Raw genomic sequence first — 21,701 nt, forward strand, 5'->3', positions numbered from 1 at the left:
TCTTCGACATGACCGCAGTGTTTCCCGACATCTGGCCGGCCCTGCCGGAGATCTTCCTGGCGCTCTCGGGCGTCGCCCTGCTGATGCTGGGCGTGTTCCGCGGCGACGGCTTCACCCGTCCCGTCTCCTACCTGTCGATCGTCTGCATGTTGCTCGCCGCCATCCTGGCGATGGGCTACGGCAGCGGCCGCGTCGTCACCTTCAACGGTATGTTCGTGATGGATGCCTTCGGCGTCTTCATGAAGGTACTGGTGCTGGTCTCCGCTGCCTTCGCGGTGATCCTCGGGCTGGGCTTCAACGAGCGGGAGCAGATGGCCCGCTTCGAGTTCCCGGTGCTGATGATCTTCGCCACGCTCGGCATGCTGATGATGATCTCGGCCAACGATTTCATCTCGCTGTATGTCGGGCTGGAGACGCAGAGCCTCGCGCTCTACGTCATCGCCGCCTTCCGCCGCGACAGCGCCAAGTCGTCGGAAGCCGGCCTGAAGTACTTCGTCCTCGGCTCGCTCTCCTCGGGCATGCTGCTGTACGGTGCTTCGCTGGTCTACGGCTTCGCCGGCACGACCTCCTTCGACAAGGTGGCCGCCCTGTTCGCCGGCGGCGCCCATGTCTCGCCGGGTCTGGTGATCGGTCTGGTGTTCGTGATGGCCGGTCTGGCCTTCAAGGTCTCGGCCGCTCCGTTCCACATGTGGACGCCGGACGTGTATGAAGGTGCGCCGACCCCGGTGACCGCCTTCTTCGCGGCGGCGCCGAAGGTTGCGGCCATCGCCCTGCTGACCCGCGTGGTGATGGAGCCGTTCGGCCATCTCGCCGCCCAGTGGCATCAGGTTCTGGTGGCGACCGCCATCCTGTCGATGGTGATCGGTTCCTTCGTCGCCATCATGCAGACCAACATAAAGCGCCTGATGGCCTACAGCTCCATCGGCCATGTCGGCTACGCGCTGGTGGGCCTGACCACCGGCACGCAGGACGGCGTGCGCGGCGTGCTGATCTACATGGCGCTCTACATCGCCATGAACATCGGCGCCTTCGCCGTCATCCTCAGCATGAAGGCCAAGGGCCAGATGCTGGAAGAGATCAAGGACTTCTCCGGCCTGTCCAAGACCAACCCGATGCTGGCCGCGACCATGGCGATCTTCATGTTCTCCATGGCCGGCATCCCGCCGATGGCGGGCTTCTTCGGCAAGCTCTACGTCTTCCTGGCCGCCGTCGCCGCCCAGGAATACACGCTGGCCGTTATCGGTGTGCTGACCAGCGTCGTGGGTGCCTTCTACTACCTGCGCATCATCAAGATCATGTATTTCGATGAGCCCGCGGTGGTGGTCGACAAGGTCGATGACGACGGCATGACCGGCGTCCTAGTGCTGACCAGCCTGTTCACCCTGCTGTTCTTCGTCGCTCCGGCGCCGATCCTGAACGGTGCGGCTGCGGCTGCGGCGGCTCTGTTCGCCGGGTGATATCCGACCGATGACGTCATCGCTCGAAGCGGAGGCAGCGCGTCTGCGCCTGCCTCCGGGCTTCCAGATCAAGGCCTTCGACTCCGTCGGCAGCACGAACGACGAAGCGAAGGCCTTGTCGCGTTCCGGGGCACCGGAAGGCACCGTCGTCTGGGCCCGTCGGCAGGAGAGCGGCCGGGGCCGCCGGGGCCGGGCCTGGACCTCCCCGGAAGGCAACCTTTACAGCACGACCATCCTGCGGCCCGGCCTGCCTCCCGCGGAAGCCGCCCAGGTCTCGTTCGTGGCCGCGCTCGCCATTGCCGAAACTGCCGAATCGGTGCTGCCCGATCCCGGCGGCGTGCGCTGCAAATGGCCGAACGACGTGCTGGTGCATGACCGCAAGCTGTCCGGCATCCTCCTCGAGTCGGAACCGGCGCCCGACGGCAAGGTCGCCTGGGTGGTGCTGGGTGTCGGCATCAACCTGCGGCATTTTCCCCCCACCGCCGATTACGGTGCCACCTCCCTGATCGCCGAAGGCGCTCCGACCATGGGGCCCGGCGCGCTGCTGGAGGTCTATGCGGAACATCTGGCGGCTTGGTATGGCCGCTGGCGTGCCCATGGTTTCGGTCCCGTGCGCGATGCGTGGATGTCGCGGGCCAAGGGGTTGGGTGGGCCGATCCTGGTCAGGCTGGCCGATCGGACGATCCCCGGCACCTTCGCCGATCTGGACAGCGACGGCGTTCTGTTGCTTGATCCAACGGACGGCGGACCGCGCCAGCGGATCGCTGCCGGCGACGTGTTCTTCGCGCCGCCACCCGCTGACCCCGGACCACCGGACTCTTGAGCCTCCGCCTCCGATTTCAAACGCTCACCGCCTTCAGGACTTTGCCATGCTGCTCGCGATCGACGCCGGAAACACGAATGTGGTGTTCGCCATCTACGACGGCGACCGCCAGCGCGGCATCTGGCGCACAGCGACCGATCCCAAGCGCACCTCCGACGAATACATGGTTTGGCTGACCCACCTGATGGCGCTGAAGGGTCTGAAGCCGGTCGACATCCATGGCGCGATCATCGCCAGCGTGGTGCCCGGCGCCACCTTCAACCTGAAGCGGCTGTGCAAGGACCATTTCGGCTGCGAGCCGGTGATCGTCGGCCAGCCCGGCGTCGATCTGGGGGCCAAGGCCTTGGTCGACCGGCCGGAGGAGGTCGGTGCCGACCGGCTGGTCAACACAGTGGCAGCCGCCGCGACCTACAAGACGCCGCTGATCGTCATCGATTTCGGCACGGCGACGACCTTCGACGTGGTGGATGCCGAGGGCAATTACCGCGGCGGCGTGATCGCGCCGGGGCTGAACCTGTCGCTGGAGGCGCTGCAGATGGCGGCCTCCAAGCTGCCGCGCGTCGAAATCCAACCGCCGGCCGAGGTGATCGGCAGGAACACCATCGCCTGCATGCAGTCCGGCATCTTCTGGGGCTATGTCGGCCTGATCGAAGGGCTGGTCTCCCGCATCCGGGCGGAGTACGGCGAGCCGATGCGGGTGGTCGCCACCGGTGGATTGGCTGTTCTTTTCGCCAAGGCGACCCATGTCATCGAACACACCGACAACGAGCTGACGCTCCGCGGTCTCCTCCTGATCCACAAGCGCAACACGGTCCAATGACACAATCCTCCAAGACCGCCGCCGGACTGTCCGAAGCCCCGGCGGACACCTTCGTTCCGGAGGATGGCGCATTGTATTTCCTCCCGCTCGGCGGTTCCGGCGAGATCGGGATGAACCTCAACCTCTACTGCCATCAGGGCAAATGGCTGATGGTGGATCTCGGCATCTCCTTCGCCGACGACACCATGCCCGGGCTCGACGTCATCATGCCCGATCCGGCCTTCATCGCGGCGCGGCGCAACGATCTGGTCGGGCTCGTACTGACCCACGCGCACGAGGACCATCTGGGCGCCGTCCAGTATCTGTGGCCGGAGTTGCGCTGCCCCGTCTATTGCACGCCCTTCACTGCGGCCTTCCTGCGCGCCAAGCTGCATGAGAAGGGCCTCAGCAGCACGGTGCCGATCCACGAGATCCCGCTGGGCGGCACGGTGGAGGTCGGTCCCTTCTCCGTCGAATATGTCACCATGACGCATTCGATCCCCGAACCGAACGCGCTCGCCATCCGCACCTCGGCCGGGACCATCCTGCACACCGGCGACTGGAAGCTCGATCCCGATCCGCTGGTCGGCGAGACGGCGGATGAGGAACGGCTGCGCGCCATCGGCGACGAGGGGGTGCTGGCGCTGGTCGGCGACAGCACCAATGCGCTGGTGCCCGGCGCGTCCGGGTCGGAGGCGACCGTCCGTGACGCGCTGATGGAGCTGTTCGGCCGCTACCGCGACCGCCGCATCGCCGTCAGTTGCTTCGCCACCAACGTGGCGCGGCTGGAGAGCATCGCCGCCGCCGCCGCCGCGCATGACCGCCATGTGGCGCTGGTCGGCCGGTCGCTGTGGCGCATCAACGAGGCGGCGCGGGCCACCGGCTATCTGGCCGATGTGCCGAAATTCCTGTCGGAGCATGACGCCAGCTATCTGCCGCGGGAAAAGCTGGTGCTGATCTGCACCGGCAGCCAGGGCGAGCCGCGCTCCGCCCTTGCCCGCATCGCCACCAATGACCATCCGCAGGTGACGCTGTCGCGCGGCGACGTGGTGATCTTCTCCTCTCGCGAGATTCCGGGCAACGAGCGCGCCATCGGCCGCATGCAGAACCAGCTCGTCACCCAGGGCGTCGAACTGGTGACGGCGGACGAGGCATCGGTCCATGTGTCCGGCCACCCGGCGCGCGACGAGCTGGTGCGCATGTACCAGTGGGTGCGCCCGCGCATCGCCGTGCCGGTCCATGGCGAGCAGCGCCACCAGCAGGCGCACGCCGCCCTGGCGGAGGATTGCCAGATCCCCCACAGCATCGTGCCCGCCAACGGCGAGATTCTCCGCCTGGACGGAGCGGAGGGTGCCCGTGTGGTCGCCCATGTCCGTGCCGGTCGCATGGCGGTCGACGGCAAGCGTCTGGTGCCGCTCGACACCGGCATGATGCGGGCGCGCAACCGGATGGTGAACAACGGTGCCGCCGTGGTGACGCTGGTGATGAGCGCGACGGGCGAGCTGATGACCGCGCCGCAGGTGGCGGTGATGGGGCTGATCGACGAAGCGACCGACCGCGACCTGCTGCTGGACGTGGTCGATGCGGTGCGCGAGTCGGTGGCGATGCTGCCCAAATCGGCGCGGGCCGACGACGCCCAGGTGAAGGAGGCGGCACGGATCGCCGTGCGCCGCTGCTTCAATGCGTCCCATGGCAAGAAGCCGGTGACGGAGGTCCATCTGGTCCGCGTCTGAGTGAAACACTGTATAACAGGCTTATCAGAGCCCCCTAACGGGCCAGGGACAGCCATCGAGAGGACACGCATGATCGGGAAGCTCAACCACGTCGCCATCGTCGTTCCGGACCTGCCGGCGGCGACCGCGCTCTACCGCGATACTCTGGGCGCCGCGGTGTCGCAGCCGGTGGACCTGCCGCCGCATGGCGTCACCGTCGTCTTCGTCACGCTGCCCAACACCAAGATCGAGCTGCTGCATCCCTTCGGGGAGAAGTCGCCGATTGCCGGGTTCCTGGAAAAGAACCCGGCCGGCGGCATCCACCACATCTGCTACGAGGTGGAGGACATCCTGGCCGCCCGCGACCGGATGAAGGAGCAGGGGGCCCGCGTGCTGGGCGACGGCGAGCCGAAGATCGGTGCCCATGACAAGCCGGTGCTGTTCCTGCATCCGAAGGATTTCTGCGGGACGCTGGTGGAGCTGGAAGAGGCCTGATCGTGGACTGCCGCGGGCCTGCTGCGGGCCTGATCGACTGAAATGCGGAGAGGGCGATGGACAACTGGGTGACTGCGGCCTTCGTCTACATCGTCGTGTGGTGGGTGGTGCTGTTCGCGGTGCTGCCCTGGGGCGTCAGGACCCCGGAGACGCCGGAACCCGGTATGGCCTCCTCCGCACCGGTCGAGCCGCGCATTCTGCGCAAATTCATCATCACGTCACTGGTCGCCCTGCTGGTGTGGCTGGTGATCTTCGGCATCGAGCGGTCCGGCCTCGTTTCCTTCCGGGACATGGCGCGGGATATGTTCTGACGACACAAAGGAGCAGGGCGGGTGAGCCTGACCTATTGCGCGGCCGCACCCGGCCATTCCCACCATGGTCCCTACCACGACGGCGAATACGGCTTTCCCAGCAGCGATGACCGGGTGCTGTTCGAGCGTCTGGTGCTGGAGATCAACCAGGCCGGCCTGTCCTGGCTGACCATCCTGAAGAAGCGGGATGCTTTCCGTGCTGCCTTCGACGGGTTCGACATCGAACGGGTCGCCGCCTATGGCGAGGCGGAGCGGGTGCGGCTGCTGGCCGATGCCGGGATCATCCGCAACCGCCTGAAGGTCGATGCTGTGATCGAGAATGCCCGGCGCATCGTCGCGCTGCGGGAAACCCACGGCTCCTTCGACGGCTGGCTGCGTGCCCACCATCCGCTGTCCAAGGCGGAGTGGGTGAAGCTGTTCGGCCGTACCTTCCGCTTCACCGGCGGCGAGATCGTCGGCGAGTTCCTAATGAGCCTGGGTTACCTGCCGGGTGCCCATCAGGCCGATTGTCCGGTCCAGGCGGTGGTGCTGGGGCTGAATCCGCCGTGGAAAGCCGCAATGGACGCCGGTTATCGCGGGTATCAGCCTAAGGAATAAGCAAAAGCCCGCCCAGAACCGCGGCAAACGCTGAAAGCCTGGGCAAAAATGCAAGTATTTTGTGCAGGAGGTGGCTTTGCCTCTGTTTTAGGCTTGCTATGGACACGGCGCGGGTCCACTCTTTTCTGGTGACGAGGGGGGATCTTCCCCCCTTTCCGACGCCTGGTGGCGATTCCTCCCTAAACTCGATAGGCCGCGCCGCATTCGCCGCGCGGCCTTTTCTTTTCCATCCGATGCGGGTCGGCATCGGGCGATCCGGCGGGGACAGGAAATTTCCGCCGATGGTCCAGAAAACGTTAACGGTTTACTTGGTAGCGTTGCTCGGCTTAGTTCCTGTGGTGGGGTTTCCCCAGTGCGGGCGTTCAGCCGGGTTTGTCAGATCGCCGCCGGGGGCATGCCGTCCGGGGGCTTTCCGCTTTGCTCGCGTATCCAGCTGGACCTTTGCCCGCTCCGGCGGGCGGCAGGAAAGGGACGACAGTCGAGGCGCCGATGGCCGCGAATGAAAACGAACGGTTCAATCAGTTCGCGGCGGTTGTGGCGGCCGAACTGTTGGAGCGTACCAAGAAAAGCATGGAGCTGCTGGCGCCTGAGCAACAGCCATGCTCGGTCCTGCCTTTCATCCAGACTCCGTCCTTCGTTGAGTTCTATCAGGAACTGGTGCGCGTCGGCATTCTGCCGGTCGTGCTCAGCCGCCGTCCGGTACGCGCCATCGTCGGTGACGTCGACTGGGCGCGGGAAGGGCGGGAGTATCTGCTGACCGTTCTCGACGACCGCTCCAACGCCATCTTCACGGCCTGGGAATTTGCCTGGGACTCGCTGTGGGACGAGCGCAAGATCGGGCAGGATGGCGGCAACAGCAGCCAGTCCAAGCCGAAGAAGGGCTTCTTCAGCGCCCTGTTCGGCCGAAGGCGGGAGGAAAAGACGGGCAGCGACGGCGGCGGCGGTGCGGAAGGCAGTGTGATGGCCGGCCTTCATACGATGCTGACCGAACTGGCGGAAAAGCGCGGCTTCCAGCCGCTGTTCCATGACGATGTCCGCATCCTGAAGGCGCTGCCGCGCCTGAAGCCGGGCCGGGTGGCGCAGGCTTGGAAGGAAATCTCGCAGTACCACCATCAGGAGTTTTATCTGCCCGAGCCCGAACAGGCGAAGCCGGGTGTGACCTCCGATTGCCTGCAGAAATGGCATTACAATCTGCCGGACAAGATCGGCGAGTTCCTGGTGCTGAAGGCGGCTGTCGACCTGGAGCATGTGAACAAGCCCTTCATCGGCAAATACATCCGCCAGTCGGCGCGGACCCAGGAGGAGGCGGAAAAAGGAATGCCCTACCTGTCGATCTACTGGAAGGCCATGCGCAATCCGGCCCCGGTGGCCGAACGGCACACGCTTTGACCCCGCGCGGAGCCCCTGTGCGCCGGTCTGTGCGCGCCGGACTGACGGCCCTGGTGCTTTCCCTGGCCCCGGTTCCGGCCCCGGCGCAGTCGCCGCAGCCGCTTCCCGGTCCGATCCCGCTGACACCCGATGCGGCCCGCAGCAGTCCGGCCGGCGACCGGCCGGTGATCGACCTGTCGCTGTGCCAGCGGCTGACCCGCCATGTGCCGGCCGCCGATGTCGAATATCGGCCGGGCGTCGACGTCAATGGCCGGGCGGTGGCGCCGGCCGATCTGCCGGGCAGTGCCGGTGCGCAGCCGCCGATTCCCATCGACCTGCCACTGTCGGTCGATCTTGCCCGGCGGATGGGCGTCGCCCTGCCGTCGGTTCCCTATCTGCCCAACGACATCACCGCGGTCTGGCTCAGCGTCGTCGGCGACCGGCTCTATCTGAACGGCCAGCCGATCGATCCGGGCGCCGAGGAGCGCCTCTACGCCTATTGCCGCACCCGGTAGGGAGAGAGGCAGGCGGGACTGCCGGCGGGGGGCTTACAGTGGACAAGTGAGGGCGACCTTCCTAAAGTCGCTCACCCGCCGTCGTGTCCGCTCTTTCGTTGCGAAGCAGCGGTCGCGTCGGCCTTGTCGAACACCTCGCACACGAGAGCAGAGCCATGCGGCTGTCCAGCTTCTTCATGCCGACCCTCAAGGAGACCCCGACCGAGGCGCAGATCGTCTCGCACCGCCTGATGCTGCGGGCCGGGATGATCCGCCAGACCAGCGCCGGCATCTATGCCTGGCTGCCGCTGGGCTATCGGGTTCTGCGCAAGATCGAGCAGATCGTCCGCGAGGAGCAGGACGCCGCCGGCGCGCAGGAACTGCTGATGCCGACCATCCAGTCGGCCGATCTGTGGCGCGAGAGCGGCCGTTACGACGATTACGGCAAGGAGATGCTGCGCATCACCGACCGTCACGACCGCGAGATGCTGTTCGGTCCGACGAACGAGGAGATGATCACCGACATCTTCCGGTCCTTCGTCAAAAGCTACCGTCAGCTGCCGCTGAACCTCTACCACATTCAGTGGAAGTTCCGTGACGAGATCCGTCCGCGCTTCGGCGTGATGCGCGGCCGTGAATTCCTGATGAAGGACGCCTACTCCTTCGACATCGACGCGGCCGGCGCCCGCCGTTCCTACCAGAAGATGTTCCTGGCTTACCTGCGCACCTTCGCCCGCATCGGGTTGAAGGCGATCCCGATGCGTGCCGACACCGGCCCCATCGGCGGAGACCTCAGCCACGAGTTCATCATCCTGGCCGAGACCGGCGAGAGCGGCGTCTTCTGCCACAAGGACTGGATGAACCTGGATGTGCTGAAGGACGCCCCCGGCATGGAGGACGACCTGCAGCCCTTCTTTGACCGCATCACCTCGATCTATGCGGCGACCGACGAGAAGCACGACCCGGCCAACAGCCCGGTTCCGGAGGCCGATCTGGTGTCGGCCCGCGGCATCGAGGTCGGCCACATCTTCAACTTCGGCACCAAGTACTCCAAGCCGATGAACGCGGTGGTCGCCGGTCCGAACGGCGAGTCGATCCCGGTGGAGATGGGCAGCTACGGCATCGGCGTGTCGCGTCTGATGGGTGCGATCATCGAGGCCAGCCACGACGACAACGGCATCATCTGGCCGGACGCCGTGGCTCCCTTCAATGTCGGCCTGATCAACCTGAAGTCCGGCGACGCCGAGACCGACCGCGTCTGCGCCGAGCTGTATGCGAAGCTGGAAGCGGCCGGGCTGGAGGTCGCCTATGACGACCGCGACGACCGTCCCGGCGCCAAGTTCGCCGACATGGACCTGATCGGCGTTCCCTGGCAGCTCGTCGTCGGGCCGCGCGGCCTGAAGAGTGGCGTCGTCGAGCTGAAGCGCCGCGCCACTGGCGAGAAGGAAGAACTGCCGGTCGAGGCGGCGCTGGCGAAGCTGCTGGGCTGATCGGCTTAGCTCGAAGAGGAAGCCCGGACTGCCAAAGTCGGCGATCCGGGCTTTGCCCTTTTCCTGCCACGCTCACGTTCTTATGTAGGGCATCGTTTCCGCCTGCCCACAGGCCTCCGCCACAGGACCCCAGCCGCATGATCTTCAACGCCTTCGAACGCATGGTCGCGATGCGTTACCTCCGGGCACGCCGCCAGGAAGGGTTCATCTCGGTCATCGCGGGGTTCTCGCTGCTGGGCATCGCGCTCGGCGTGGCGACGCTCATCATCGTGATGGCGGTGATGAACGGCTTCCGGGCGGAGCTGCTGGGCCGGGTGCTCGGTCTGAACGGACATCTCAACGTCTACAGCTCGCGGGGCGGGCCGTTGCCAGACTTCGACATCCTGGCCGGCAAGCTGCGCAACACGCCGGGCGTGGTCAACGTCACCCCGACGGTGGAGGGGCAGGCGCTGGTGTCGGTGCGCGGCGTCGCGTCCGGAGCCGTCATCCGCGGCGTGCGGGCGGAAGACTTCAAGGTGCGGCCGACGCTGGCCAACAACGTCATCCGCGGCTCGGTCGACGAGTTCGGGGAGGATCGCGTCGCCATCGGCGTGCGCATGGCCCAGCGGTTGGGCCTGTCGGTCGGCGACCAGATCACGCTGATCGCACCCCAGGGCAACGTCACCGCCTTCGGCACCGTGCCGCGGATGCGCAGCTATCCCATCGGCGCGATCTTCGACGTCGGCATGTTCGAATACGACAACAGCTTCATCTTTCTGCCGCTGGAGGAGGCGCAGGCCTTCTTCCGCACCGGCGACGCAGTGACCTCGCTGGAGGTCTTCGTCAGCGACCCGATGCAGATCGCCGCGGCCCGGTCCGCCGTCCAGTCGGCGGTGGCGGGGGAGGGCAGGGTGGTCGACTGGCAGCAGTCGAACGCCAGCTTCTTCACCGCACTCCAGGTCGAACGCAACGTGATGTTCCTGATCCTGTCGCTGATCATCATGGTGGCGGCCTTCAACATCATCTCCAGCCTGATCATGCTGGTGAAGGACAAGGGGCGCGACATTGCGATCCTGCGCACCATGGGGGCGACGCGCGGCATGATCATGCGCATCTTCTTCCTGTCCGGCGCCAGTGTCGGCGTCACCGGAACGTTGCTGGGTCTCGCACTCGGCGTGTCCTTCGCGCTGAACATCGAGAGCATCCGGCAGGTCATCCAGGGGCTGACCGGCACCAACCTGTTCAATGCCGAGATCTATTTCCTGTCCCACCTGCCGGCCAAGATCGATTGGAGCGAGGTGATTCAGGTGACGCTGATGGCGCTGGGCCTGTCCTTCGCCGCGACCATCTACCCGTCCTGGCGGGCCGCCCGGCTCGACCCGGTGGAGGCTCTGCGCTATGAGTGACGCCGTCATGCAGCCGATGCTTGAGCTGAAGGGGATCGTCCGCCGCTTCGAGCAGGCGGGCGAGACGCTGGAGGTGCTGCGCGGAGTCGACCTGACGGTCGGCGGTGGCGAACTGGTGGCGCTGGTCGGCCCGTCGGGTGCCGGCAAATCGACGCTGCTGCACATCGCCGGCCTGCTGGAACGGCCGACCAGCGGCACGGTGCGCATCGCGGGCTCCGACGTGTCAAATCTGGACGACGGCAAACGGACCGAGGTGCGTCGCCGCTCCATCGGCTTCGTCTACCAGTTCCACCATTTGTTGCCGGAATTCTCGGCGCGGGAGAACATCGTCCTGCCGCAGATGATCGCCGGCGTGTCGAAATCGGTCGCCAGGCAGCGCGCCGACGAACTTCTGCGCATGGTCGGGCTGGAGCAACGCGGCACCCACCGCCCGGCCCGCCTGTCGGGCGGTGAGCAGCAGCGCGTCGCCATCGCCCGCGCGCTGGCGAACGCTCCGTCGCTGCTGATCGCCGACGAGCCGACCGGCAACCTCGACCCGCATACGGCCGAGCATGTCTTCACCATGCTGTCGGCCATCGTCCGTCAGGCCAAGGTCGGCGCCCTGGTCGCCACCCACAATCTGGACCTTGCCCGCCGCATGGACCGGGTGTTGGAGATGCGCGACGGCCTTCTGGTGGAATACCGGCCGTCAGAACTGGTGCCGCTGACCGAGGTGGCGTCGGAAACCTGATAAGCAGCGTCATAGGCCGAAAGCGGATCCGTCTCCCGGTTGCCAAGCCGGTGCGTCGCCACCACTCTCATGCGCGACCGCACCGGCTGAGCTGCGGCATGAGGCAAAACAGGGGCATCGGGGATGGACCAGCGGATCATCGATCTTTACGACGAATACACCCACGCGCCGCTGCCGCGCCGGGTCTTCCTGGAACGGCTGGCGGCGCTGGCCGGAAGTGCGGCAGCGATTCCCGCGATCCTGTCGGCGATCGAGCCGAACTATGCCCGCGCCGCCGTGGTCGGTGAGGACGACACCCGTCTGGCGGCGGAAAAAGTATCCTTCCAGGGAGCGACCGGCGACGTGTCCGGCTATATCGCCCGGCCGAAGCTGGCGGACAAGGCTCCGGCGGTGGTCGTCGTTCACGAGAACCGCGGCCTGAACGCCTATGTCGAGGACGTCACCCGTCGCCTCGCCACCGAAGGCTTCGTGGCGTTTGCCCCGGATCTGCTGTCGCCGCTGGGCGGCACGCCGCAGGATGCCGACAAGGCGCGCGACATGATCGGCCAGCTCGACACCGACAAGACGGTCAACAACCTGATCGCGGCGATGAGCTATCTGATGGCCTACCGCTATTCCTCGGCGAAGGTCGGGGCGGTCGGCTTCTGCTGGGGCGGCGGCATGGTCAACCGGCTGGCGATCAAGGCGCCTGACCTGAAGGCCGGCGTCGCCTTCTACGGCCCGACCCCCGATCCGGCGCTGGTCGCCACGGTCAAGTCGCCGCTGCTGCTGCATTATGCCGGGTTGGATCAGCGCATCAACGCCGGCATCCCCGCTTACGACGAGGCGCTGAAGAAGGCGCATGTCGAACACCAGATTTACGTCTATGACGGCGTCAACCACGCCTTCCACAACGACACGTCGGCGGAGCGCTACAACAAGGACGCCGCCGATCTGGCCTGGAAGCGGACGGTGGAGTTCCTGAAGGCGAAGCTGGCGTAAGAGGCGTTCAGCCCAGCACGGCCGCCGTATCCACGACCGTCGCATATTCGCCGTCCATGTTGGCGAGCGACAGGTCGTGGACCTCGTCGGCCGTCCTTAGCCTTCCCGACCGGTCTTTCCTGGCAAAGGTGAAGCAGGCGTCGGCCACCAGACGTACGTCGTAGCCGAGGTTGCCGGCCATCCGCACCGTCGCCTCGACGCTGTTGTTGGTGATGACGCCGGCCACCACCAGCGTGGCGATGCCGCGACCGCGCAGCCACTCGTCCAACCCGGTGCCGATGAAGGCGCTGTTCACCCGCTTGCCGATCACGGTCTCGCCGGGCAGCGGCCTCGCCTCCTCCTTGAAGGGATGGCCGGGACCGCCGGGGCGGTAGCTGGAGTCCGGCTCCACCGAATCGTGACGGATATGGACGATGGGCCGACCGTCCCGCCGCCATGCGGCCAGCAGGGCCGCGACGTTGGCCTCCGCCTGCGGGTTGTTGCGCGGGCCGATCAGGCTCCAGCGCGGGTCGTCGATGGCCTTTTGCAGGTCGATGACCAGCAAAGCGGCGTTGAAGGGAAGCTTTTCCATGACTGCGATCCTGCCGCGATTGTCCATCGCGTGACAAGTCCGCCGGTTTCTGGCTCTAATCCGGCGCTCAATCCCCGTTTCCCTATCCCAGCGCTCGTCCGGAGGCGCCGTGCTCGCATCCCCCCTGTCCTTGCTCGCCGTCGCCGTCGGCGGTGCCGCCGGTTCGGTGGCGCGCTACCTGATGCTGCTCGCGATCGCACAATGGATCGGCAGCCGCTTTCCGGTGGGAACGATCATCGTCAACGTGATCGGCTGTACGGTGATGGGGGTGCTGTCGGAACTGGCGGCGCTGACATGGTCGCCGTCGCCCGAACTGCGCGCCTTCCTTTTGGTTGGCATCCTGGGCGGCTTCACCACCTTCTCTTCCTTCACGCTGGACATCGGTGTCCTCGTCGCCCGTGACGAGATCGCCGCGGCGGCGGGATACTTCCTCGCCTCGACGCTGTTCAGCGTGGTGGGCTTCTTTGCCGGCCTGTGGGCCGTGCGTTCTCTTGTTTCGGTGTCCCTCTGATGACTGACTCTCCCAAGCCCACTGCCGATCACGCCGATACCGCGTCGACCGAAGCCAAAAGCGACAGCAAGGTCGAAACCCGCATCGTCACGGCCGACGAGGCCGACATGCGGCTCGACCGCTGGTTCAAGCGGCATTTTCCCGACGTGAACCACAGCTACCTGCAAAAGCTGCTGCGCACCGGTCAGGTCCGTGTCGACGGCAAGCGGGCGGAGACCTCGACGCGGCTGGCGGCCAAGCAGGGCGTGCGCATCCCGCCGCTGGCCGCCTGGGCCGCACCGGTAAGGGGACCGGGTCAGGGGAGCAGCAAGCCCAAGGGCATGTCGGACAAGCAGATCGCCGAGTTGCAGGCCCTGGTGCTCTACCGCGACGCCGACGTGATCGCCATCAACAAGCCGGCCGGTCTGGCGGTGCAGGGTGGCACCGGCACCTCCAAGCATCTCGACGCCATGCTCGATGCCCTGCGCTTCGACGGCAACGAGCGGCCGAAGCTGGTCCACCGGCTGGACAAGGACACCTCCGGAGTCCTGCTGCTGGCCCGCACCACTTTCGCCGCCAGCAAGCTGACGGAGCTGTTCCGCGGCAGTGCGGTGCGCAAGATTTATTGGGCCGTCACCGTCGGAGTGCCGACGCCCTACCAGGGTAAGATCGATCTGGCGCTGGCCAAGGAAGGCGGCCCGCATGGCGAGCGGGTGGCGGAGAACAAGGAAGAGGGCAAGCGCGCCATCACCGTCTATTCGGTGCAGGAGAATGTCGGCAAGCAGGCGGCCTTCGTCGCCATGTGGCCGTTGACCGGGCGCACCCACCAGCTGCGCGTCCATATGGCCGCCGTCGGTACGCCGATCCTGGGCGACGGAAAATATGCCGGGCAGGGCGCCTTCCTGGCCGGCGGGGCAGAGGTGGCGAAGAAGCTGCACCTGCACGCCCGCCGGCTGATCCTGCCGCATCCGCGCGGCGGCAAGACCATCGACGTGACGGCGCCGCTGCCCGACCACATGCTGGCGACCTGGAAGTATTTCGGCTTCAGCCCCAACCTGCGCGACGACCCGTTCGAGGATTTCGAGTGATGGCTCCACTCGTGACGGCTCCATTGGGGAAATCGCCGCTGCGCCTCGCCCTCTTCGATTGCGACGGCACGCTGGTCGACAGCCAGTTCGCCATCATTGACGCCATGACACGGGCCTGGGCCGAGCATGGGCTGGGTGAGCCCGATCCGGCGGACGTTCGCCGCATGGTCGGGCTGTCGCTGGTGGAGGCGGTGGCCCTGCTGCTGCCGCAGCGGGATGCCGACCTGCATGTCGCGGTGGCGGAAAGCTATAAGCGCGCCTTTTCCAGCGCCCGCAGCCGCGGCGAGGTGGACGAACCGCTGTTCCCCGGCATCCTCGACACGCTGGCCGCGCTGGGGGAGGCAGGGGTGCTGCTGGGTGTGGCCACCGGCAAGTCGCGCCGCGGGCTGGATGCGGTGTTGAAGGGCCATGGGTTGACCGGGCGCTTCGTCACCTTGCAGACCGCCGATGTCGGTCCCGGCAAGCCCAACCCGCACATGGTGCAGCGTGCGCTGGCGGAGACCGGTGCGGAGGAGGAGGCGACGGTTGTGATCGGCGACACGACCTACGACATCCAGATGGCCCGCAACGCGCGGGTGCGGTCGGTCGGCGTCTCCTGGGGCTACCACGCGGTGCCGGAGCTGGAGCGGGCCGGGGCCGACCGCATCGTCCACCGCGGGCGCGACGTCGCCACCGCGGTGCTGGAGCTTTTGGAAGGGTAAGCGATGAAGCGTTTCTACAAGGCGGCTGGCGTCGGCGAGACCGAAGGCGGTTTCCGGGTCGAACTGGACGGCCGTCCGGTGCGCAGCCCGGCCAAGGCGCCGCTGGTCTTCCCCAGCCTGCCGCTGGCCCAGGGCGTGGCCGACGAATGGGCAACACAGGGCGACCGGATCGATGCCCATTCCATGCCGCTGATGCAGCTGTCGAGCACCGCCGTCGACCTGATCCCGGCCAAGCGGCCGGAAATCGTCCCCGCCATCAGCGCCTATGCCGAAACCGACCTGCTGTGCTACCGCGCCGAACATCCCCAGCCGCTGGTTGAGCGGCAGGCGCAGCTCTGGCAGCCTCTGCTGGATTGGGCGGCGCTGACCTATGACGCCCCGCTGCATGTGTGTGCCGGGCTGATGCCCAGGCCGCAGCCGGAGGAGGCTCTGGCCGCCCTGCGCCGGGTGGTGGAGCGGACGGACGACTGGTATCTGTCGGCGCTTCAGACCGCGACCGGTGTGTGCGGGTCGATCATCGTGGCACTGGCTTTGCTGGAAGGCCGTCTCAGAGCCGAAGAGGCGTTCGAGGTCTCGCAGCTGGACGAAACCTACCAGATCGAGCAGTGGGGCGAAGACGCAGAGGCCACGAAACGCCGCGCGAACGTTCGCGCGGAGATCGTGGCCTGTCGGCGTTTCGTGGATTTGCTGCGGGGATGACGGGCGGGGGCGGATGCCCCCACCTCAAACCGCAAGCGGCCCTTACTTCGCCGTGGTGGTGCCGGTCGTCGGGGCGGCGCCTGGGGCGACCGTTTCCTTTTCCGCCGGCTTGCGGTTCTTGTTCAGCGACGTCATGGTGTCGTCGTACTTGAATTCCGGCATCGCCTTGACGTCGTCCCGGCTCATGCCGGCGAGGTTCAGGCGGTTGTTCTGCGAATCCCAGTTGGCGGCGCTGTAATCGACCGCGACCTGCTTCTCGCCGATGCCGAGGAAGCCGCCCGAGCTGATCACCAGCTGCTTGGCCTGGCCGGTGCCGTCGAGGATGACGTCGTCAACCTCGCCGATCTTGTTGTTATCGCGGCCATAGACGTTCTTGCCGATCAGTTCGTCGGCGCTGGCGAGCTGGCCGCCCGTCGGACCGGACTTGGTCATGCCGCTGTTGGTGGCGCTGTCCGGTGTTGCGGTGTTCGACATGCTGGACGTGGACGAGGACGGGTTGCCCACGGTCGGCGACGAGGTCTGCGCGACGGCGACGCCCGTCATGAGAGCCAGCGAGGCGGCGGTGACGATCAGGGTGCGACGCATGAGGGTGGCTCCTTATGTCGTTGTGTCTTAGGACATCACAACAACAGGAGCGAAGCCCGTTTGATCACTCCTTCCGGGAACTCTTTCGGTGTGGGGCTAACCCTTCGTGGTATGGTCCCACCCGGGTTCGCGCGGCGTCAGAACCGCCGGCCCTGCCTGGAAGGTCAGCCCGTTCTCGGCCGCACGCTGCACATCCTCCAGCCGCAGCAAAGCGAGTGCGGCGCCGTCGCGGCCACTGCGCATTTCGCCAACGTCCTTGCCGTCCAGCGTCACCGGAGTGCCGGCGTCCGGCGCCGGTCCATTGACGGTGACCGGGAACAGCTTCTTCTTGATGAGGGCGCGGTACTTGGTGCGGGCGGTCAACTCCTGCCCCATGTAGCAGCCCTTGTCCCAGGAAATGGCATTCAGCGCATCCATCCGGCTTTCCAGCGGGATCGATTTCTCGGGGATGAGGTCCAGCGTGCCGTCGGGGATGCCGAGCGACAGGCGATGCCGGTCGTAATCCACGACCTCGCGCGGTGCCAGACCGGCCGCCTCCAGCGCCGCAAGCCCTTCCGCCGGCAGGAACAGGCGGGCCCCCAGCGCCGGCAGACGCGGGTCTGTGAAGGCGACGCCACCGGCAAAAGCCCGGGCCGCACCCGGTTCGGCCGGCAGGCCCAGCGCCTCCAGCGCGCCGTCCCCGAAGGCGACGACCACGCGAAGCTGCTCCGTCCGGTCCTGCAGCGAGATTTTTGAGCGCAGCTTGTATATCTTCAGCCGGCGCAGCAGGTCGGCGCGGCGCTCCGTCTCCGGGTCCAGCAGCAGTGCGGCGTCCGATTCTGCTCCCGACTCGACCAGGTTGAAATCATGAAGGAACTTGCCCTGCGGCGTCAGGAACAGGGCATAGGTGGCACGGTCCGGCGTGACCCGCAGCACGTCGTTGGACACCAGCCCTTGCAGGAACGCCTTGCGGTCCTCGCCAGAAACCGCCACCACGCTCCGCTGGTCCAAAACTGCGTAACCCGCCGACATCGTCGCCTCCACATCATCCAATCGACTGAAGTGTTGGGCGGAACAGCCCGCCTGGCAAGGGCTTGCCGCGCTGCAATGCGCCGCGCAATGAGTTGGGCGAAGGGCTGGGTTGCGGGAGCCGACTGTGACATGATGACCAAAGCGGCAGATGCATCACCGTTGGGCAGAGGATCGGTTGTTGACGGCCGGTGGTGCCGCCGGATTACTCTGTTGGTAGCGGTGGCACGGCTTTGGCAATGCCATACAGGTTTGACCTTTTTCCGGATTGCTCCTCCTTGCCTTCGCACGCCGAGACCTACCCCCCGGACGCTCCGCCGCCCCGTTTGGAGCTGCGCGGCATCACCAAGCGATTCCCCGGCTGTCTGGCCAACGACCATGTCGATCTCGTCCTGCAACCGGGTGAGATCCATGCGCTGCTGGGTGAGAACGGAGCCGGCAAGTCGACCCTGGTCAAGATGATCTACGGGGTGCTGCACCCCGATTCCGGGACCATGCTGTGGCAGGGGGCGGAAACGATTGTTCCCGACCCGGCCGGCGCGCGCCGTCTCGGCATCGGCATGGTGTTCCAGCATTTCTCCCTGTTCGACACGCTGACGGTGACCGAGAACATCGCGCTCGGCCTCGACGATGCCGGACCGATGGACCAGCTCGCCGGCCGCATCCGCGAGGTGTCGGAACGCTACGGTCTGGCGCTGGACCCCGGCCGCCACGTCTTCCATCTGTCGGTGGGCGAGCGCCAGCGGGTGGAGATCGTGCGCTGTCTGTTGCAGGATCCGAAGCTGCTGATCATGGACGAGCCGACCTCCGTCCTGACGCCGCAGGAGGCGGCCAAGCTGTTCGAGACGCTGCGCGTCCTGGCGGCGGAGGGCTGCACGATCCTCTACATCTCGCACAAGCTGGAGGAAATCCGCGCGCTGTGCAGCCGCGCCACCGTGCTGCGCGCCGGCAAGGTGGTGGGTGCCGCCGATCCGCGGCAGGAGACCGCGCGCAGTCTCGCCGAGATGATGATGGGGGCGGAACTGTCCACCCCCGAACGGCCGCCGCAGGGTGTGGCCGGCGTTGCCCGCCTGACGGTGCGCCACCTGTCCACCACCTCCGACAATCCCTTCGCCACCAACCTGAAGGACGTCAATTTCGAAGTGCGGGCTGGCGAAATTCTCGGCATCGCCGGTGTCGCCGGCAACGGGCAGGCGGAACTGATGGCGGCCTTGAGCGGCGAGGTTCTGCTCGCCGATGCCGACGCCGTGGTGATCGAGGGCACGTCGGCCGGGCATCTCGGGCCGCGGGCCCGTCGGACGCTCGGCCTCGCTTTCGTGCCGGAGGAGCGGTTGGGCCGCGGTGCCGTGCCGGAACTGAGCCTGTCGGAGAACGCACTGCTGTCCGGCTATGCCCGCGAGCCGCTGGTGCGCGGCGGCATGGTCCATTTCGCCCGCGCCCGCGCCTATGCCGAGACGATCATCCGCGGCTTCAACGTCGTGGCGCATGGTCATCGGGCGGAGGCGCGGTCGCTGTCGGGCGGCAATCTGCAGAAATTCATCATCGGCCGCGAAATCCTGCAGAAGCCCAAGCTTCTGGTGGTCGGCCAGCCGACCTGGGGCGTCGATGCCGGCGCCGCTGCCGCGATCCACAAGGCGCTGATCGATCTGGCGCGGTCGGGGGCGGCGGTGCTGGTCATCAGCCAGGATTTGGACGAGCTGTTCGTGCTGAGTGACCGGATTTCCGTGCTGTTCCATGGCCGCCTGTCCGACAGCCGGCCGACGCACGAAACGACGGTGGAGCGCATCGGCCTGCTGATGGGCGGCCTGTTCGGCACGCCACCGGACGAAGATGGGGAGATCACGCGTGCGGTCTGATGGTTTTTTGAGCACCGGAGACGCCGCATGAGCTTCATCCGTCTTGAACCGCGCGGGCAGGCGTCGAAGACCATGGTCTATGTCACGCCGCTGCTGGCGGTGGCGCTGACCCTGCTCAGCGGCTTCATCCTGTTCCTGGCAATGGGCTTCGACCCGTTGAAGGCGCTCTATTCCTTCTTCGTCGCGCCCGTGACTTCGGTCCGCGGTGTCGGCGAGCTGGTGGTGAAGGCGACGCCGCTCGTGCTGTGCGCCGTCGGGCTCGCCATCGGCTTCCGCGCCAATGTCTGGAACATCGGTGCCGAAGGGCAGCTGACGCTGGGCGCCATCACCGGCGGCGGGCTGGCGCTGGCCTTCTATGGCGAAGGCAGCTGGTGGCTGCTGCCGATGATGGTGATCGGCGGGGCCATCGGCGGGGCGGTCTGGGCGGCGGTGCCGGCCTTTCTGCGGCTGCGCTTCAACGCCAGCGAGATTCTGACCAGCCTGATGCTGAACTATGTGGGGCTGCTGCTGCTGAACTATCTGGTCCATGGTCCCTTCCGCGATCCCGACGGCTTCGCCTTCCCCGAATCGCGGCTGTTCGAAGCCGATGCCACGCTGCCGATCCTGTGGGCCGGGACCCGCGTCCATCTCGGCGCGCTGTTGGCCCTGCTGGCGGTGGCGGGCGGCTGGCTGCTGATCGCCCGGACCTTCATCGGCTTCCAGATCAAGGTGATCGGCCTGACTCCGGCCGCGGCCGGCTATGCCGGCTTCGACCAGAAGCGGATCGTCTGGCTGACCCTGTTGCTGTCGGGCGCGCTGGCCGGCATCGCCGGCATGGGCGAGGTCGCCGGCCCCATCGGCCAGATCACCGCCAGCATTTCGCCCGGCTATGGCTATACCGCCATCATCGTCGCCTTCCTCGGCCGCCTGCACCCGGTCGGCATCCTGCTGGCGGCGCTGCTGATGGCGCTGTCCTTCATCGGCGGCGAGGCGGCGCAGATCGCCATGGGCCTGCCCAAGGCCATCACCGGAGTGTTCCAGGGCATGCTTCTGTTCTTCCTGCTGGCGAGCGACGTGCTGATCCGCTACCGGGTCCGCTTCGGTGCGCGGAGGGCCGCGGCATGAGCGACCTTGCCCTGATCGGCCCGATCCTGGCCGCCATGTTCGCGGCGGCGACGCCGCTGCTGTTCGCTGCCTTGGGCGAGCTGGTCGTCGAGAAGTCGGGCGTCCTCAACCTGGGGGTCGAGGGCATGATGCTGGTCGGCGCTGTCTGCGGCTTCGCCGTCACGGTTCAGACCGGCAGCCCCGTCACCGGTTTCCTCGTCGCGGCCTTCGCCGGCGCTGCCACCGCCTCGCTGTTCGCCGTGCTGACCCTGTTCCTGCTGGCCAACCAGGTCGCGACCGGCCTTGCGCTGACCCTGTTCGGCGTCGGCCTGTCGGCGCTGATCGGCCAGGGTTTCGTCGGCATCCCGCTGGAAGGTCTGCCGAAGCTCCACATCCCCGGCCTGACCGACCTGCCGGTGGTGGGGCAGGCGCTGTTCGGCCAGGACATCATGGTCTATTTGGCTGTTGCCGCCGTCCCGCTGGTCCATCTGTTCCTCTACCGCAGCCGTGCCGGCCTCGTTCTGCGCGCGGTGGGAGAGAACCACACGGCCGCCCATGCGCTAGGCTACAAGGTCCTGCGCATCCGTTTCTTCGCCGTGCTGTTCGGCGGCGCCATGGCCGGGTTGGGCGGCGCCTTCCTGTCGATGGACTACACGCCGATGTGGGCGGAAAACATGACCTCGGGCCGTGGCTGGATCGCGCTGGCGCTGGTGGTCTTCGCCACCTGGAAGCCGGTCCGCGCCATGCTGGGCGCCTGGCTGTTCGGCGGCGTCACCATCCTGCAGCTGCATGTCCAGGGGCTGGGGATCGACGTGCCGTCGCAGCTCTTGTCGATGCTGCCGTATCTGGCTACCGTTCTGGTCCTGGTGCTGATTTCGCGGGATGTCGCCCGCATCCGCCTGAACGCGCCGGCCTGTCTGGGAAAACTGTTTCATCCCGATGCTTGACGCGTCGTTTTGAAAACGAAACAAAGCCCAT

General features: G+C 66.7%; 23 protein-coding genes. 20 read left to right on the top strand and 3 right to left on the bottom strand.

What is annotated here, in order from left to right; all coding sequences use genetic code 11:
• Positions 1–8: 8 nt before the first annotated feature.
• From nuoN to ABNQ40_RS20705, 13 genes are all read left to right on the top strand, one after another.
• Positions 9–1,457 (top strand): NADH-quinone oxidoreductase subunit NuoN, encoded by a 1,449-nt coding sequence (nuoN, locus tag ABNQ40_RS20645; protein WP_098739372.1) that lies wholly within the window; start codon positions 9–11, stop codon positions 1,455–1,457.
• Between the two features lie 10 nt (positions 1,458–1,467).
• The gene (locus ABNQ40_RS20650; RefSeq protein ID WP_109052073.1) at positions 1,468–2,280 is read left to right on the top strand and encodes a biotin--[acetyl-CoA-carboxylase] ligase; all 813 of its coding nucleotides are present in this window, start codon (positions 1,468–1,470) and stop codon (positions 2,278–2,280) included.
• Positions 2,281–2,326: 46 nt separating this feature from the next.
• Complete coding sequence (locus ABNQ40_RS20655) at positions 2,327–3,100, top strand: type III pantothenate kinase (protein WP_098739374.1); 774 nt, start codon at positions 2,327–2,329, stop codon at positions 3,098–3,100.
• Positions 3,097–4,812 (top strand): ribonuclease J, encoded by a 1,716-nt coding sequence (locus ABNQ40_RS20660; protein ID WP_109052074.1) that lies wholly within the window; start codon positions 3,097–3,099, stop codon positions 4,810–4,812. Before ABNQ40_RS20655 ends, ABNQ40_RS20660 begins: the two co-directional genes overlap by 4 nt.
• A gap of 69 nt (positions 4,813–4,881) precedes the next feature.
• Positions 4,882–5,286 (top strand): methylmalonyl-CoA epimerase, encoded by a 405-nt coding sequence (mce, locus tag ABNQ40_RS20665; RefSeq protein WP_109052075.1) that lies wholly within the window; start codon positions 4,882–4,884, stop codon positions 5,284–5,286.
• 56 nt (positions 5,287–5,342) lie between these two features.
• The gene (locus tag ABNQ40_RS20670; RefSeq protein ID WP_098739377.1) at positions 5,343–5,597 is read left to right on the top strand and encodes a DUF1467 family protein; all 255 of its coding nucleotides are present in this window, start codon (positions 5,343–5,345) and stop codon (positions 5,595–5,597) included.
• A 21-nt stretch (positions 5,598–5,618) separates the two neighbouring features.
• Entirely contained in the window at positions 5,619–6,194 is a 576-nt protein-coding gene (locus ABNQ40_RS20675; protein WP_109052076.1) for a DNA-3-methyladenine glycosylase I, read from the top strand.
• A gap of 489 nt (positions 6,195–6,683) precedes the next feature.
• Positions 6,684–7,583 (top strand): hypothetical protein, encoded by a 900-nt coding sequence (locus tag ABNQ40_RS20680; RefSeq protein WP_109052077.1) that lies wholly within the window; start codon positions 6,684–6,686, stop codon positions 7,581–7,583.
• 17 nt (positions 7,584–7,600) lie between these two features.
• Positions 7,601–8,077 carry a hypothetical protein gene (locus tag ABNQ40_RS20685; protein ID WP_109052078.1) on the top strand — a complete coding sequence of 159 codons (477 nt, stop codon included), beginning with the start codon at positions 7,601–7,603 and terminating at the stop codon, positions 8,075–8,077.
• Positions 8,078–8,232: 155 nt separating this feature from the next.
• Complete coding sequence (gene proS, locus ABNQ40_RS20690) at positions 8,233–9,546, top strand: proline--tRNA ligase (RefSeq protein WP_109052079.1); 1,314 nt, start codon at positions 8,233–8,235, stop codon at positions 9,544–9,546.
• A gap of 137 nt (positions 9,547–9,683) precedes the next feature.
• The gene (locus ABNQ40_RS20695) at positions 9,684–10,931 is read left to right on the top strand and encodes a lipoprotein-releasing ABC transporter permease subunit (protein WP_109052080.1); all 1,248 of its coding nucleotides are present in this window, start codon (positions 9,684–9,686) and stop codon (positions 10,929–10,931) included.
• The gene (locus ABNQ40_RS20700) at positions 10,924–11,661 is read left to right on the top strand and encodes an ABC transporter ATP-binding protein (RefSeq protein ID WP_109052081.1); all 738 of its coding nucleotides are present in this window, start codon (positions 10,924–10,926) and stop codon (positions 11,659–11,661) included. Before ABNQ40_RS20695 ends, ABNQ40_RS20700 begins: the two co-directional genes overlap by 8 nt.
• Positions 11,662–11,784: 123 nt before the next feature.
• On the top strand, positions 11,785–12,642 hold the full coding sequence (locus tag ABNQ40_RS20705) for a dienelactone hydrolase family protein (protein ID WP_109052082.1): 858 nt from the start codon (positions 11,785–11,787) through the stop codon (positions 12,640–12,642).
• A 7-nt stretch (positions 12,643–12,649) separates the two neighbouring features.
• Here the strand turns inward: ABNQ40_RS20705 and ABNQ40_RS20710 are convergent, their stop codons facing one another.
• Positions 12,650–13,213, bottom strand: a complete 564-nt coding sequence (locus tag ABNQ40_RS20710; protein WP_109052083.1) for a cysteine hydrolase family protein — start codon at positions 13,211–13,213, stop codon at positions 12,650–12,652.
• Between the two features lie 109 nt (positions 13,214–13,322).
• On the opposite strand from ABNQ40_RS20710, the gene crcB reads away from it, so the two are divergent.
• Genes crcB through ABNQ40_RS20730 form a run of 4 tightly spaced genes read left to right on the top strand, consistent with a single transcriptional unit; the run spans position 13,323 to position 16,191 of the window.
• Positions 13,323–13,724 carry a fluoride efflux transporter CrcB gene (gene crcB / locus ABNQ40_RS20715; protein ID WP_109052084.1) on the top strand — a complete coding sequence of 134 codons (402 nt, stop codon included), beginning with the start codon at positions 13,323–13,325 and terminating at the stop codon, positions 13,722–13,724.
• A complete protein-coding gene (locus tag ABNQ40_RS20720; protein ID WP_109052085.1) occupies positions 13,724–14,791 on the top strand; it encodes an RluA family pseudouridine synthase in 1,068 nt (355 codons plus the stop codon). Before crcB ends, ABNQ40_RS20720 begins: the two co-directional genes overlap by 1 nt.
• Entirely contained in the window at positions 14,791–15,492 is a 702-nt protein-coding gene (locus tag ABNQ40_RS20725) for an HAD-IA family hydrolase (protein WP_109052086.1), read from the top strand. The genes ABNQ40_RS20720 and ABNQ40_RS20725 overlap by 1 nt, the downstream gene beginning before the upstream one ends.
• A 3-nt stretch (positions 15,493–15,495) precedes the next feature.
• A complete protein-coding gene (locus tag ABNQ40_RS20730) occupies positions 15,496–16,191 on the top strand; it encodes an ATP12 family chaperone protein (RefSeq protein ID WP_109052087.1) in 696 nt (231 codons plus the stop codon).
• Positions 16,192–16,233: 42 nt separating this feature from the next.
• Here ABNQ40_RS20730 and ABNQ40_RS20735 read toward each other — a convergent pair whose 3' ends face one another.
• A complete protein-coding gene (locus ABNQ40_RS20735; protein WP_109052088.1) occupies positions 16,234–16,776 on the bottom strand; it encodes a PRC-barrel domain-containing protein in 543 nt (180 codons plus the stop codon).
• 96 nt (positions 16,777–16,872) lie between these two features.
• On the bottom strand, positions 16,873–17,751 hold the full coding sequence (locus ABNQ40_RS20740) for a YgfZ/GcvT domain-containing protein (RefSeq protein WP_391348744.1): 879 nt from the start codon (positions 17,749–17,751) through the stop codon (positions 16,873–16,875).
• Between the two features lie 311 nt (positions 17,752–18,062).
• On the opposite strand from ABNQ40_RS20740, the gene ABNQ40_RS20745 reads away from it, so the two are divergent.
• Genes ABNQ40_RS20745 through ABNQ40_RS20755 form a run of 3 tightly spaced genes read left to right on the top strand, consistent with a single transcriptional unit; the run spans position 18,063 to position 21,670 of the window.
• Positions 18,063–19,640, top strand: a complete 1,578-nt coding sequence (locus tag ABNQ40_RS20745; RefSeq protein WP_109052090.1) for an ABC transporter ATP-binding protein — start codon at positions 18,063–18,065, stop codon at positions 19,638–19,640.
• Positions 19,641–19,667: 27 nt separating this feature from the next.
• A complete protein-coding gene (locus ABNQ40_RS20750) occupies positions 19,668–20,744 on the top strand; it encodes an ABC transporter permease (RefSeq protein ID WP_109052091.1) in 1,077 nt (358 codons plus the stop codon).
• Entirely contained in the window at positions 20,741–21,670 is a 930-nt protein-coding gene (locus ABNQ40_RS20755) for an ABC transporter permease (protein ID WP_109052092.1), read from the top strand. The genes ABNQ40_RS20750 and ABNQ40_RS20755 overlap by 4 nt, the downstream gene beginning before the upstream one ends.
• The last annotated feature ends 31 nt before the right edge of the window (positions 21,671–21,701 follow it).

This window comes from Azospirillum sp. A23, from assembly GCF_042938965.1.
In the GTDB taxonomy this organism is placed as follows: domain Bacteria; phylum Pseudomonadota; class Alphaproteobacteria; order Azospirillales; family Azospirillaceae; genus Azospirillum; species Azospirillum melinis.

Excerpts from the sequence above, each read along its gene's own strand:
- nuoN (WP_098739372.1), top strand. The coding sequence starts at position 9 with ATGACCGCAGTGTTTCCCGACATCTGGCCGGCCCTGCCGGAGATCTTC.
- ABNQ40_RS20650 (WP_109052073.1), top strand. The coding sequence starts at position 1,468 with ATGACGTCATCGCTCGAAGCGGAGGCAGCGCGTCTGCGCCTGCCTCCG.
- ABNQ40_RS20655 (WP_098739374.1), top strand. The coding sequence starts at position 2,327 with ATGCTGCTCGCGATCGACGCCGGAAACACGAATGTGGTGTTCGCCATC.
- ABNQ40_RS20660 (WP_109052074.1), top strand. The coding sequence starts at position 3,097 with ATGACACAATCCTCCAAGACCGCCGCCGGACTGTCCGAAGCCCCGGCG.
- mce (WP_109052075.1), top strand. The coding sequence starts at position 4,882 with ATGATCGGGAAGCTCAACCACGTCGCCATCGTCGTTCCGGACCTGCCG.
- ABNQ40_RS20670 (WP_098739377.1), top strand. The coding sequence starts at position 5,343 with ATGGACAACTGGGTGACTGCGGCCTTCGTCTACATCGTCGTGTGGTGG.
- ABNQ40_RS20680 (WP_109052077.1), top strand. The coding sequence starts at position 6,684 with ATGGCCGCGAATGAAAACGAACGGTTCAATCAGTTCGCGGCGGTTGTG.
- proS (WP_109052079.1), top strand. The coding sequence starts at position 8,233 with ATGCGGCTGTCCAGCTTCTTCATGCCGACCCTCAAGGAGACCCCGACC.
- ABNQ40_RS20695 (WP_109052080.1), top strand. The coding sequence starts at position 9,684 with ATGATCTTCAACGCCTTCGAACGCATGGTCGCGATGCGTTACCTCCGG.
- ABNQ40_RS20700 (WP_109052081.1), top strand. The coding sequence starts at position 10,924 with ATGAGTGACGCCGTCATGCAGCCGATGCTTGAGCTGAAGGGGATCGTC.
- ABNQ40_RS20705 (WP_109052082.1), top strand. The coding sequence starts at position 11,785 with ATGGACCAGCGGATCATCGATCTTTACGACGAATACACCCACGCGCCG.
- ABNQ40_RS20710 (WP_109052083.1), bottom strand. The coding sequence starts at position 13,213 with ATGGAAAAGCTTCCCTTCAACGCCGCTTTGCTGGTCATCGACCTGCAA.
- ABNQ40_RS20720 (WP_109052085.1), top strand. The coding sequence starts at position 13,724 with ATGACTGACTCTCCCAAGCCCACTGCCGATCACGCCGATACCGCGTCG.
- ABNQ40_RS20725 (WP_109052086.1), top strand. The coding sequence starts at position 14,791 with ATGGCTCCACTCGTGACGGCTCCATTGGGGAAATCGCCGCTGCGCCTC.
- ABNQ40_RS20730 (WP_109052087.1), top strand. The coding sequence starts at position 15,496 with ATGAAGCGTTTCTACAAGGCGGCTGGCGTCGGCGAGACCGAAGGCGGT.
- ABNQ40_RS20735 (WP_109052088.1), bottom strand. The coding sequence starts at position 16,776 with ATGCGTCGCACCCTGATCGTCACCGCCGCCTCGCTGGCTCTCATGACG.
- ABNQ40_RS20750 (WP_109052091.1), top strand. The coding sequence starts at position 19,668 with ATGAGCTTCATCCGTCTTGAACCGCGCGGGCAGGCGTCGAAGACCATG.
- ABNQ40_RS20755 (WP_109052092.1), top strand. The coding sequence starts at position 20,741 with ATGAGCGACCTTGCCCTGATCGGCCCGATCCTGGCCGCCATGTTCGCG.